Below are 12,474 nucleotides of genomic sequence, written 5' to 3'. Positions count from 1 at the left end.
CCTGGGCGCGCCCGGGGAGCTACCCGGGCAGCCCCGCGGTCGCCCTGGCCAGGTCCGCGACCACCTCTGCCAGCGTTCCGGTGCGCAGGAGCACCGCACGTTGACGGTCGGCACCGTTGCCCCGGTCGAGGATGCGCCGGATCTGCTCGTCCACGAACTCTTCGTCGCCGTTCTCCCTGAGGGCGTTCCGCACGTGGTCGACCAGCGCGGCGACCACGGTCCTGGCCGGCATCGGCGTCATGGTCGCCGAATCGAGCAAATCACCGCTGATCCCGAACCGTCCGGCGTGCCACGCGGCCAGGCGGATCACCGCAGCAGGGACCGGTCGGACGGCTGTTCCCGCCCGCCATTCGGCTGCAGCGGTGTCCACGAGGCCACGGCACAGCGCGGCGATGAGAATGGTGTCATCGGGATCGGCACAGACGTCGGCCACGCGGATCTCGACGGTCGGGTAGTGGTGAGACAGCCGGGCCTCGAAGTACACCATCCCCTCGTCCAGCATCACCCCGGACGCCTTCATGGCTGCAACCAGGGTGTGGTAGTTCTCCGGTGTGCCGAAGACTTCCTGGACACCGGCCGTCGGCCAGCGCCGGATCACCTCGGAGCGGTAGCTCGCGTACCCGGTGTCGAGCCCCTGCCAGAACGGCGAGTTCGCGCTGAGCGCGACGAGAACGTGCAGCCACTCCCGGATCCGGTCGAGGACGCCGACGCCCTCCTCGTCCGATTCGACGGCGACGTGGACGTGGCACGCGCAGGCCAGCTGGTCCCTGGCCGTCTGCGCGAGGAGGTCGGCGATCTGCGCGTACCGCGCATCGGGCATGAGCTCGGACTCGGCAGGCAGCGGCGACGTCCCCGACGCGATGACCAGCGCATTGGCCGCTCGTGCGGAAGCGATCGCTGTGGTCCGCCAGGACCTGACGTCGTCACGCAGGTCCATCATCGAACGGTGAGGCGCCGAGGCCGTCTCCACCTGCTGCTGCTTGAATTCGTGGTCGAGAGCGCCGCCGATATGACCACCTTCGCCGGCATCCTGAACGCGTCTCAGCACCTCCCCTGCGACGGACACCGGGCGCCCAGTGTCCGCACTGACCAACAGCAGCTCTTCCTCGACCCCGACGGTTCGCATGAGGCCACTCTGCCAGTTGAGTTGCCTCTTGGTAAGTAATCCGCAAAGCTCGAAGAAACGATTTCGGGAGGGTGGTTGCCGTGTGCCGTTTGCTCGGGTATGTCGCCGCTCGCCCGACCTCCGTCGTCGACGTTCTCGGCGAGGATGATTTCGAGGCATTCACCTCCCTCACCGCCGTACACGGCGACGGCTGGGGCGCCGCCTGGCACGATACCGATGGGCGGATCCGATCGATGAAATCGACCGCGACGGCCGTCCTCGACGAGACCTACTCCGAGCTGGCAAACGAGCCGCTCGCTTCGAGCGGCCTGCTGCACCTGCGCTGGGCCACTGCCGGGCTCCCGGTGTCCGCCGAAAACACGCATCCATTCACCGACGGCGAGTACGCTTTCGCCCACAACGGCAACATCTCGCCGATACCGCGGCTCGAAGGGCTGCTCACGCCCTCATCCAGGGCGAGGCTGCAGGGCGACACGGACACCGAGCGCTATTTCCACCTGCTACTGCAGTGCATCGAGCAGACCGGTGACGAGACCGAAGGGGTCGTCCTCGGTCTCGGCATCCTCCAGCGGGAGTTCCCCGACTGCAGCCTCAACGCCCTGCTGCTGACGCCGAGCGCCCTGTTCGCCGTGCACATCAACAGCCGGGCGGAGTCGCCGCCGCGAGCACTCCGGCGGCTGTTCGAAAGCGACGACTCGATGCCGGCCAGGCACGCCACCGAGTACTACGCCATGGACTACCGGGTGACGGACGACGCCGTCCACATCATCTCCAGCGGTCTGGATGCCGCCGGCTGGACGCCGATGCCGTCCGACACCGCCGTGAGGATCGACCTCGCCACCCGCGCGATGACCCACCTGGTCCCGCACATCGACCGCCGCGCCGCCGCCGGCTAGAGGCGCCCGGGGCACGTCGCCCTTGTCAAAATCGCCCGTTGTTGGTGTGATGGATCTGTCGGTACCCGCGCCACCCGCGCGATCGCCGACGAGCCCACACCAAGGGCATGACATCACCCACAAGGAGATACGACAATGACGTCAGCATTCAATGCAGGCGCGTCCCTGGACGCCCTGCACTCCCCCTCACTGGACCACGAGAAAGTCCTGATCACCCGCGGTATCCGTTCCGGGCTCACGATCAGCGTCGCGGTCCACTCCACTCGCCTCGGACCAGCGCTCGGCGGCGCACGGGTCTGGCATTACGGTTCGTGGCTCGAGGCCGTCGAGGATTCCCTCCGGCTCTCAGCGGGCATGACCCTCAAGAACGCGGCGGCCGGCCTCTCCCGCGGCGGCGGCAAGTCAGTGGTCTTCGTCCCGAGCGGCACCACCCTCGACGCCACCGCCAAGCGTGCGGCCATGCTCGACCTCGGCGATGCCGTCGAGAGCCTCGGCGGCATGTACCAGACCGCAGAAGACGTCGGAACGAGCGCAGAAGACATGGCCGTCGTCTCCGAGCGCACCAACCACGTCAGCGGGCTCCCCGCCGACCGCGGCGGCGTCGGCGAACCGAGCGACGCAACGGCAGCAGGCGTCTACTCGGCGATCCTCGCCACCCTCGACACCACCTTCGGCAGCCCCCTCGTGCGAGGCCGGCGCGCCACGATCTCGGGGCTCGGACAGGTCGGCGGACGTCTCGCCCGCCGGCTCGCCGACGCTGGAGCATCCCTCATCGTCACCGACGTGAACCCGGCCAGGCGCGCGTTCGCCGAGTCGATCGGCGCCAGCTGGATCGACCCGGGCGACGAGCACCTGTTCGAGACCGACCTGTTCGTGCCGTGCGGCGTGGGTGGCGCGCTCAGCCGCGACGTGATCTCCCAGCTGCGGTGCTCAGCGGTCGTCGGTGCTGCGAACAACCAGTTCGCCGACCAGGACGGCGCCGAACAGCTCGCCGAGCGCGGCATCCTCTGGGCGCCGGACTTCGTGGCGAACGCCGGTGGAGTGATCTACCTCGACATGGCGTCTAAGCCGGGGGCGGACCTCGGGTCCATCCTTCAGCGGGTCGACGGCATCGGCGACACGATGCGCGCGGTCTACCGCTCGGCGAGTGAGCAGGGCATCACCACCCTGGCGGCCGCCGAGAAGCTCGCGACCGACCGCCTCGAGGGCGCGACACTGCCGCCCGCACCCGAAGCGATGCCGTCGGCTCCGGTCGAGGCGCCGTCTGCTCCCGCGACAGGGCAGTTCCTGCAGCCGGCCTAACGGCGGCGGTGACTGTTCGGGCTCGATGGGGTCGAGTCGCCACGATACGTTGCCCACGGCTCTCAGGAGCGACACAACGTGGCGACTCGAGCACCCGCAACCACCGAACGTGGCGACTCGAGCGACGCGGCGGGGCCGCGAATCAGCGCATGGCGCGGTATCGCGCCCGTTCCTCTGCGGTGAGGTGCTCGGTGGCGTAGCTCAGCGCCGTCCGGCCGAGTGCCGCGGCGTGCTCGTCGAGAAAGCCGGTGAGCACGTCGCGGTCGACCCGCTTGCCGACTTCGCGCAGCATCCAGCCGACCGCCTTCTGCATGAGGTCGGCGCGATCGTCGAGCAGCCGCTCCGCGAGCTGGAGTGTCGTCGAGGCGTCGCCCGCGTTGATGAACCCGGCGGTCGCGATCATCGCCACCCGACGATGCCAGAGGATGTCGCTGGCCGCGAGGTCGAACAGGATGTCACGTGGCCGGTCGAGCAGGTAGCCCCCGAGCAGCGGCGGTGCCGACGAGTCGACGAGATCCCAGTTGTTGACCCGGCCGCGGCGAACGGCCGCGAGGTAGAACGCGGCCAGCTCGTGGCGCAGCGCATCGTCGCGCGTCCTGGCGGCACTCGCCCGCTCGAAGCGCGCGACGAGAATCAGGAGCCCGGCGAGCCGGTGCTCGTGGACCGGGCTGTCGAGCAGCACATCGACCTCCGCGAGACGGAGCCAGGCGAACCGTTTGACGACGACCCGGGTGGCCGGCACCGTCACACCCAGGAAGACGTCACCCTCCCCGTACTCGCCAGGGCCGGTCTTGAAGAACCGGGCAGAACCGAGCGCGCGCTCGGGCGAAGAGACGGCGTCGAGGGCGTCACGCACGTCTGCGGCTGTGGCATCCGTCATGCCTCGAACTCTAGACCGGAGCCGGAATGGCACGCCACGCAGTTAAGCTGCGCGCCCACGGCCGTCTGCGCAGCCAAACTCCGCCGGAGTCAAAGAAACGCCTGACGACCCCCGGATACGCTCGTCATATCCACTATTCGATTCCGGCACCGGGAGGGTTGTTATGTCTGAAATTCACACGCATGTGATCGTTGGCGAGCCCGAGGTGCTGGAGGACGCACACACCCTCGCCGTCCACCCGGCCTGGCTGCGTCTCAAGACCGCCGCCGCAGGCATCCGCCCGCTGCAGGTCAAGGACGGGTCGGTCCCGGATCCGGATGCTCACGCATCCGCCCTCGGGCACGTCGCCACGATCACGGCAGCGGTCCGCGAACTGGCGCCGCTGTTCCCGTGGGACGCGGAATACCTCGACGCCGTCGTCGTCGACTTCGAGCGCTGGGCGGCAGAAGGGTTCGGCGTTCCGGACTTCTACGACGCACTGATGGCGTTCCAGCCGCAACAGCACCGCACCGACGGGCTCACCCATCTGGTGCTGTTCCCGATGTACACGCAGAACGGGTCGACCGACCGGCTCGTCGAGGCCGTGCTCATCGAGGTGGTCTGGCCGGACTTCATCGCCGAGCTCGAGGCCGGTGAGTACTCGAACAAGCTGTTCGTGCCGATCCGGTTCATCGACTTCACGCCGGGTTATGACACCAACTCGGCCGTGCTGTTCCCCGAGACCGTCGCGATGCGTGCCATCCCGACGTTCACCTGGGGTGCGATCTTCGCCGACCGCGAGGCCGCACGGTTCCGCCGGGTGGTGAAGGCCGCTGCCGAGATCACGAAGCTCGAGCTGCCTGCAGACGCGCAGGCGCTCCTCGACGACCAGAAGCTCACCGAGGAAACCTTCGTCATGTGGGACCTGATCCACGACCGCACCCACATGCGCGGCGACCTGCCGTTCGATCCGTTCATGATCAAACAGCGGATGCCGTTCTTCCTCTACTCGCTCGAGGAGCTGCGCTGCGACCTCACCGCGTTCCGCGAATCGGTGAAGCTCGAACGCACGCTGTCCGCTCAGAGTCCTGCCGAACTGACCGAGGCCGAGACGCAGATACTCGCCCACGCGAAGCTCGTGCAGTACGCGGTGATCTTCGACCGCATCTTCCGGTTCGCCCTGACCGGCAGCCGGGTGCGCAACTACGACGGGCTCGGCGGCCAGCTGCTGTTCGCCTGGCTGCACCAGCACCACGTGCTGCACTGGACAGACACGGCGCTGACCATCGACTGGGCCGAGGTGCCGGATGTCGTCGTCTCGCTCGGTGCGACCATCGACGAGCTCTACTGGCGTTCGATCGACCGGCCGAAGGTGTCACACTGGCTGGCCGCGTACGAACTCGTGTCTGGCACGGTCGAGCCGCACCCCGCATCGGCGTGGGCGCGCGGACTGCCTGACGACGTCCTCACCGGGGCCCCGAAGGGTTACACGGACCTCGTGATGGACGACGAGTTCCCGCTGTCGATGTTCTACGAGGCCCTCTCGAAGAAGATGCGCGACGTGATCGAGTCGACGGCCGGGATCACCGGTCGTGACTGAGTCCGTCGCTGGTCGCACCGTGCTCGTTGCCGGTGCGACCAGCGCGGCGGGCATCGCCGTCTGCGCAGGACTGGCCTCGGCAGGAGCTCGCGTGCTCGCCGTCGGTTCGAACGCCGAGCGGGTCGGCGCTGTGACCCGACAGGTCCCCGGCGCCGTCGGTCTCGTCGCCGACCTCGCCGACCTCGCCGACGTCACCGCCCTGGCCGAGCGGATCCGTGCCGAACACGGCCGGGTCGACGGCCTCATCCACCTCGTCGGCGGCTGGCGCGGCGGGGGCGGGCTGGCCGGTCAGAGCGATGAGGACTGGGAGTTCCTGCACCGCCGGGTCGTGGCGACTCTCCGCAACACCACTCGCGCGTTCGTCGACGACCTGCGCGAATCGGATGCCGGCCGGCTGGCCATCGTCTCCAGCACCTCCCTCGACAAGCCGATGCCTGGCGGAGCCAACTACGCGGCAGCCAAGGCCGCGGCCGAGACGTGGGTCACGGCGATCGCGAACGGGTTCGAGAAGTCGGCACCGACGGCATCCGCAACGATCTTCTCCGTCCGGGCACTCGACGGACTGGAACAGCAACTGGCGAGCGCCGTTGCCGGTCTCTGGGACGACGCGGGAGCATCCGCCCCGCTTCACCGTGTCGTGTTGAGCGACGGCTGATTTCCGCCCTCAGACGGATGCCGGCGGTCCGGCCCCTCGCTAGCGTAGGACTGTGACCAGCCCTGTTCTTCCCGCCGACCCGACCGATCCCCGGTGGCGACGCCCGCCGGTGACCCGCCGGGAACTTCGTACGGACGCGATCCTCGCCGTCGTGCTCTTCGTCGGTGCTCTCCTCAGCCTGATGCTCTACCAGGTCGCCGGCGTCTACGACGACCCGGCGCCGATGTGGCTGAGCCTGATCTGGGCGGTGCTGATCACCCTGCCGCTCGCGGTGCGCCGGCGCTGGCCCAACGCTGCGGCCATCGTCGTGGCCGCAGCGTTCATCGCAGGCGGCGAACTGCACGTTCCCGAACTGCTGATCTGTAACATCACCCTGTTCATGGCCCTCTACGCCGTCGGCGCCTGGGTGGACAACCGCCGCACGGGGCTCCTCGTTCGTGCAGGGATCATCGTGGCCATGCTGATCTGGCTCGTGCTGTCGATGTTCAGGCAGACCACAGATCCGGAGGCACTCGAGGGGTTCTCCCGGGTGGGGACCTTCTCGCCACTCGTCGCGTTCCTGATGATCCAGATCCTCACCAACCTGCTCTACTTCGGAGGCGCGTACTTCTTCGGTGACCGGTCGTACGCGTCCGCGCGCCAGCAGGCGCTGCTCGAGTACAGGACGGACGAGCTGGAACGCGAACGGGAGCGGACGGCCGGGCAGGCGGTCGCGCTCGAGCGGGTGAGGATCGCCCGCGAGCTGCACGACGTCGTCGCCCACCACGTGTCGGTGATGGGAGTGCAGGCCGGTGCAGCCCGCACCGTGCTCGACTCGAACCCGCCTGCGGCGCGCGACGCCCTCGCGAACGTGGAACTGGGGGCCCGAACGGCGATCGACGAGCTGCAGAAGCTGCTCCACACGCTCCGGGAGAACGACAACGCGGATCCGGCGTCTGCGAGCGCGTCGACGCTCGGGCTCGAGTCCCTGTCCGCGCTCGTCGCCGACTCGACGGCATCCGGACTGCCGACCACCCTCGAGGTCATCGGGGAGCCCGCCGAGGTCTCCGGGCTGGTGCGGCTCTCGCTCTACCGGATCGCGCAGGAAGCCCTCACGAACGCCCGCAAGTACGCGGGCGCAGGGGCGACCGCCGATGTGCGGGTGCGGTACCTCGACGACGCCATCGAGCTCGAGGTCTCGAACACCGGAAGTGTTCCGCTCACGCCCCGTCGGGGCGGGCTCGGGCACGTCGGAATGCGCGAACGGATCGACGCGCTGGCCGGGAGCCTCGAGCTCGGGCCGCGTCAGCGGGGCGGTTACCTCGTCCGTGCGCGGGTCCCGCTCGGTGGCACACCTGGGGAGGGCGACGCCCCGGGTCCGGCGGCAGACGACCGGACCGGCGAGCCGGCCGAGAACACCGACACGACCCAACCCGCACAGCCGAGGAGCACCCGATGACCGCGACCCGCGTCCTCCTCGCCGACGACCACGAGATGGTTCGCGCCGGGTTTCGGATCATCCTCGGCTCGCAACCGGACATCGAGATCGTCGGTGAAGCAGCGACCGGCGCTGAAGCCCTCGCCCGCGCGGCTGAGCTCTCCCCCGACGTCATCTGCATGGACGTCCAGATGCCGGACATGGACGGGCTCGAAGCGACCAGGCGGATCGTCGCGGACGACACCGTGGCATCCGCCGTTCTCATCCTCACCACGTTCGACCGGGACGACTACCTGTTCGAGGCGCTGCAGGCGGGGGCGAGCGGGTTCCTGCTGAAGAACTCGACGCCCGAGCAACTCATCGACGCTGTACGGGTGGTCGCTGCCGGTGACGCCCTGCTCTCGCCAAGGGTCACCCGCCGGGTGATCGAACGCTTCGGGACGCAGACGGATGCCGCGAAGCACCCCGATGCGCCCTCCGAACTCGACACGCTCACCGACCGCGAGGCGGAGGTGCTCCAGCTCGTGGCCCAGGGCCTGTCGAACGCTGAGATCGCCCGCAGCCTGTTCGTCGGAGAGGCGACAGTCAAGTCACACGTGTCGAAGGTGCTGCAGAAGCTCGGGCTTCGCGACCGCATCCAGGCCGTGGTGTGGGCGTACGAGAACCGCGTGGCGGTCCCCGGCGCCTGACGCCTGCCGCACACCCCGCGCCTGCGTTTCGGGAGGAGAATCAGGCAGTCCTTCGACGTATGGACGACAGACCCCCCGATTTTCCTCCCGAAGAATCAGGCCCGGTCACGTGGCATCCGCAGTGCCGACGCCGACGCGATCAGGAGGAACGCGGCAGCGACCGCGAATGCGGCCGGGAACGACGCCACGTCGACGAGCCAGCCGGCCACGAGCGGCCCGACGATCGCGCCGAGGTCGCTGGCCATCGAGAACAACGCGACGGGTCGTCCACCGCGTGACCCACCGGTCGCGTCGCCCACAGCGGCGCCAGGAGCCGTGCCCATGAACGCGGCAGCGACACCGTAGACGCAGAGCAGAACGGTGAGCACCGCGAAGTTCGGCGCCACAGAGATGCCGAGCACGGTGACCGCCGCGACGGCGTATGCGCCGAGGATGGCCGGTCTGCGCCCGACGGTGTCGACGAACCGCCCGGCAGGCCCGAGGGCGATCGTCTGCACGACGGCGGCGATGGCGAAAGCGACGCCGGTCCACGCCGCGGTCCCTGCGAGCACGTCGACGACGAGGACGGGGACGAGGGCGCTCCGGACCCCGAGTGACGTCCATCCGTTGGCGAAGTTGGCGAGGCACGCGGCCCTGAACCTCGGGTCGCGCAACACGGTTCGCAGCGGGACGCCCGGCCCGCTCGCCAGCTCCGTCCCGGCGTCCTTCGGGCGAAGCATCAGGATGCCGACGAGGCCGGCCACAGCGAGCGTGCCCGCGTAGAAGAAGAACGGGGCCGTCAGCGAAATGGTGGCGAGCACACCGCCGATCGCCGGACCGGCCATGCCGCCGATGAGGAACCCGCCCTGGTAGAAGCCGACGGACCTCCCGCGCATGTCCGGCGACGTCGACCGCAGGAGCAGCGTCATCGCAGACACCGTGAACATCGCCGAGCCGATTCCGCCTGCCCCACGCAGAAGGAGAACTTCGACGTAGCTGTGGGCGAGCCCGACGAGCCCGCTCGAGACCGCGACGATCCCGATGCCGATGGCGAGGAGCACCCGTTCCCCGAGCAGGTCGATCAGCCGCCCGCAGAATGGACTGGCGACGAAGCGCATCAGCGCGAAGGCCGAGACCACTGCCCCGACCCTCGAGGTAGCCGACGTCGAAACTGCGCACATAGACGGGCAGGACAGGAACGACGACCCCGAACCCGACCATGACGAAGAAGGCGACGACACCGAGCACTTTGACGTCGCGAGACAGTCGCGGTCGATCGGCCGCCGGACGGCGGATCATCGGGACTCGGAACACCAGCCAAGCGTATGCCCGCCGGGAAGCCATCTTGGCCAGACGCGACTCCCCCTTCAGGCGGAGCCGAAAGACCCGTCGACAGGCGGATGCCACTGGGACGCTCCCGGACGTACCGTGGAACCACAGTCACAGAGGAGACCCACATGCTCGAGATTCGAGACGTCAACAAGCATTTCGGCACGAAGCACGTGCTCACGGACGTCAGCTTCGACGTCCGCGAGGGGAGAATGACCGGATTCGTCGGTGGCAACGGCGCAGGCAAGACGACGACGATGCGCATCATCCTCGGTGTGCTCTCGTCTGATGGCGGCACCGTCACCCTCGACGGCGCGAAGCTGACCCCGGACGACCGGCGCCTGTTCGGCTACATGCCGGAGGAGCGCGGGCTGTACCCGAAGATGAAGGTCGAGGAGCAGCTCGTCTACCTGGCCAGGCTGCACGGCTTCACCACAACCGCCGCCAAGCGCAACGCCTCAGCGCTGCTCGAGCAACTCGGCCTCGCCGAGCGATCCACGTCGACCCTGGAGAGCCTCTCCCTCGGCAACCAGCAACGGGCCCAGATCGCCGCTGCGCTCGTTCACGACCCCGAAGTGCTCGTCCTCGATGAGCCGTTCTCCGGTCTCGACCCGATGGCCGTCGACGTCGTCGTCGGCGTTCTCAAGGACCGGGCGTCAGCTGGCGCCCCCGTGCTGTTCTCCTCCCACCAGCTCGACATCGTCGAGCGACTCTGCGACGACCTCGTCATCATCGCCAACGGAGAGATCCGCGCGAACGGGTCACGGGAGTCGCTCCGCGCCCAGCACTCGACCCTCCGCTACGAGCTCATTTCCAGCGGGGATGCCGGCTGGCTGCGATCGGTCCCCGGCGTCAGCGTCGTGAACTTCGACGGGGGCTACGCCCTCTTCGACGTCGACTCCGAGAGCACGGCGCAGGCCGTTCTCCGCGACGCCATCGGCCGCGGCGACGTCGCAACGTTCGCTCCACAGCATCCATCACTCGCCCAGATCTTCAAGGAGGTCGTCCGATGAGCATCTCGACACGGACCGCACGCCCGGCTTCCCCCAGCCTCGCCCAGAGCACGTGGCTCGTCGCGGAACGCGAAGTGACCATGCGCCTGCGCAGCAAGACCTTCCTCATCTCCACCGGCATCCTGCTGCTGCTCGTCCTGGCGTCGATCGTCATCGGGGGCTTCGCGGCGCAGAACACCGAAGACACCCCCGTCGCCGTCGTCGGCACGGCCTCGCAGGCTCTCGGCGACGCCGAAGGCCTCGACGTGACCGAGGCAGGCAGTGTCGACGAGGCGACCGCTCTGGTCGAGGACGGCACCGTCGATGCGGCCGTCGTGCCCGATGACTCCACGCCTCTCGGTATCGCCGTCATCGCCGACACCGAGGTCCCGACGTCGCTGGTCAGCCAGCTCAGCCTGGCGCCACCGGTGGTGCTGCTCGACGAAAACGCCACCAACCCGCTCATCGCCTATCTGGTCGCGCTCGGCTTCGGTCTCGTGTTCTTCATGTCTGCCATGACGTTCGGCTCGACCATCGCCCAGAACGTCGTCGAGGAGAAGCAGACCCGCGTGGTCGAGATCCTCATGTCGGCGATCCCGGTCCACGCGCTGCTGGCGGGCAAGGTGCTCGGCAACTCGATCCTCGCCTTCGGTCAGATCGCGGTGATCTCGGCGCTGTCGATCATCGGTCTGACCATCACCGGACAGACCGACCTGCTGGCCGGTCTCGGCATGCCGATCGTCTGGTTCGCCCTGTTCTTCGCTGTCGGGTTCGTGCTGCTGGCAGCGATGTTCGCGGCAACGGCGTCGATGGTCTCCCGGCAGGAGGACATCGGGGCGACCACGACTCCGGTGACGATGCTCGTCATGCTCCCGTACTTCCTGGTGATCTTCTTCAACGACAACCCCACGGTTCTCGCGATCATGTCGTACGTGCCGTTCTCGGCGCCCGTCGCCATGCCCGTCCGGTTGTTCCTCGGCTCGGCGGCCTGGTGGGAGCCCCTCCTCTCCCTCGGCATCCTCGCGGCGACGACCCTCGTTGTGATCTGGCTCGGATCGCGGATCTACCAGAACTCGCTGCTCAAGATGGGCGCACGGGTGAAGTGGGGCGAGGCGTTGAAGGGCTGAGTCCTGACCCGTCTTCAGGGGTCATTTGGGGGAACCCTAGTGACATGAGGATTTCTCAGGAATAGTCTGCGGTCATTACTCGGTGTCTACCCGAAGGGACCGTAATGACTCACTCGATCGTGCCTGAACCCGTTCTCACCCGCCGTGAACGACAAGCAGCACTCAACCCGCTCCGCTATCACCCGATGGTGAACCCCGTGCACATCCCCGAACCTGTGCACATCGAAGTACAGCCCAAGCGCCTGAGCGTCACCGCCCTGGTGCTTGGGTTGTCTTCACTCTTCCTCGGCTTCACCGTGATCATCCCGGTCGCCGGGATCGTCTTCGGCGTCCTCGGCGTCGGCCTCGAGCCGACACGCAAGGCGCTGTCGGTGACCGGCATCGTCGCAGCGGCCGTGTTCGGCGCTGCTTGGGCTGCCCTGACTCCTCCGCTGCTGGCGGTCCTGGGGGGCTGACCGCGACGTCGTGTCCGTCCGGTCCCCCGCTGGACGGACGCGGCGTCG

Annotated in this window: 12 protein-coding genes; 9 read left to right on the top strand and 3 right to left on the bottom strand. The window is 68.3% G+C overall.

The genetic code is table 11. The features are described from left to right. Positions 1 to 19 precede the first annotated feature (19 nt). Positions 20 to 1,126, bottom strand: a complete 1,107-nt coding sequence (locus AC1M2K_RS08505) for a carboxylate-amine ligase (RefSeq protein WP_480240629.1) — start codon at positions 1,124 to 1,126, stop codon at positions 20 to 22. A gap of 80 nt (positions 1,127 to 1,206) precedes the next feature. On the opposite strand from AC1M2K_RS08505, the gene AC1M2K_RS08500 reads away from it, so the two are divergent. Continuing rightward, a complete protein-coding gene (locus AC1M2K_RS08500) occupies positions 1,207 to 2,022 on the top strand; it encodes a class II glutamine amidotransferase (RefSeq protein WP_480240628.1) in 816 nt (271 codons plus the stop codon). 135 nt (positions 2,023 to 2,157) lie between these two features. Continuing rightward, positions 2,158 to 3,324, top strand: coding sequence for a Glu/Leu/Phe/Val dehydrogenase family protein (locus AC1M2K_RS08495; RefSeq protein WP_480240627.1), 1,167 nt, complete (start codon positions 2,158 to 2,160; stop codon positions 3,322 to 3,324). Positions 3,325 to 3,466: 142 nt separating this feature from the next. Here AC1M2K_RS08495 and AC1M2K_RS08490 read toward each other — a convergent pair whose 3' ends face one another. Further along, positions 3,467 to 4,204, bottom strand: a complete 738-nt coding sequence (locus AC1M2K_RS08490) for a DNA alkylation repair protein (RefSeq protein ID WP_480240626.1) — start codon at positions 4,202 to 4,204, stop codon at positions 3,467 to 3,469. A gap of 163 nt (positions 4,205 to 4,367) precedes the next feature. Here AC1M2K_RS08490 and AC1M2K_RS08485 point away from each other — a divergent pair, with 163 nt between their 5' ends. From AC1M2K_RS08485 to AC1M2K_RS08470, 4 genes are read left to right on the top strand one after another with little or no spacing between them, the layout of a single operon-like run. Next, positions 4,368 to 5,783, top strand: coding sequence for a DUF6421 family protein (locus AC1M2K_RS08485; protein WP_480240625.1), 1,416 nt, complete (start codon positions 4,368 to 4,370; stop codon positions 5,781 to 5,783). Next, positions 5,776 to 6,438 carry an SDR family oxidoreductase gene (locus AC1M2K_RS08480; RefSeq protein WP_480240624.1) on the top strand — a complete coding sequence of 221 codons (663 nt, stop codon included), beginning with the start codon at positions 5,776 to 5,778 and terminating at the stop codon, positions 6,436 to 6,438. The genes AC1M2K_RS08485 and AC1M2K_RS08480 overlap by 8 nt, the downstream gene beginning before the upstream one ends. 52 nt (positions 6,439 to 6,490) lie before the next feature. After that, positions 6,491 to 7,876, top strand: coding sequence for a sensor histidine kinase (locus AC1M2K_RS08475; RefSeq protein WP_480240623.1), 1,386 nt, complete (start codon positions 6,491 to 6,493; stop codon positions 7,874 to 7,876). Next, positions 7,873 to 8,544 (top strand): response regulator, encoded by a 672-nt coding sequence (locus AC1M2K_RS08470; protein WP_480240622.1) that lies wholly within the window; start codon positions 7,873 to 7,875, stop codon positions 8,542 to 8,544. Before AC1M2K_RS08475 ends, AC1M2K_RS08470 begins: the two co-directional genes overlap by 4 nt. A gap of 95 nt (positions 8,545 to 8,639) precedes the next feature. Here the strand turns inward: AC1M2K_RS08470 and AC1M2K_RS08465 are convergent, their stop codons facing one another. Beyond that, positions 8,640 to 9,662 carry an MFS transporter gene (locus AC1M2K_RS08465; protein ID WP_480240621.1) on the bottom strand — a complete coding sequence of 341 codons (1,023 nt, stop codon included), beginning with the start codon at positions 9,660 to 9,662 and terminating at the stop codon, positions 8,640 to 8,642. Between the two features lie 318 nt (positions 9,663 to 9,980). On the opposite strand from AC1M2K_RS08465, the gene AC1M2K_RS08460 reads away from it, so the two are divergent. The 3 genes from AC1M2K_RS08460 (at position 9,981) to AC1M2K_RS08450 (ending at position 12,426) form a co-directional block, all read left to right on the top strand. Further along, positions 9,981 to 10,865, top strand: a complete 885-nt coding sequence (locus tag AC1M2K_RS08460; protein ID WP_480240620.1) for an ABC transporter ATP-binding protein — start codon at positions 9,981 to 9,983, stop codon at positions 10,863 to 10,865. Next, entirely contained in the window at positions 10,862 to 11,971 is a 1,110-nt protein-coding gene (locus AC1M2K_RS08455; RefSeq protein ID WP_480240619.1) for an ABC transporter permease, read from the top strand. Before AC1M2K_RS08460 ends, AC1M2K_RS08455 begins: the two co-directional genes overlap by 4 nt. A gap of 104 nt (positions 11,972 to 12,075) precedes the next feature. Continuing rightward, positions 12,076 to 12,426 (top strand): hypothetical protein, encoded by a 351-nt coding sequence (locus AC1M2K_RS08450; RefSeq protein ID WP_480240618.1) that lies wholly within the window; start codon positions 12,076 to 12,078, stop codon positions 12,424 to 12,426. Positions 12,427 to 12,474 lie beyond the last annotated feature (48 nt).

It is taken from the genome of Mycetocola sp. Y171 (assembly GCF_056713165.1).
This window is presented reverse-complemented; position numbering and strand designations above follow the sequence as displayed.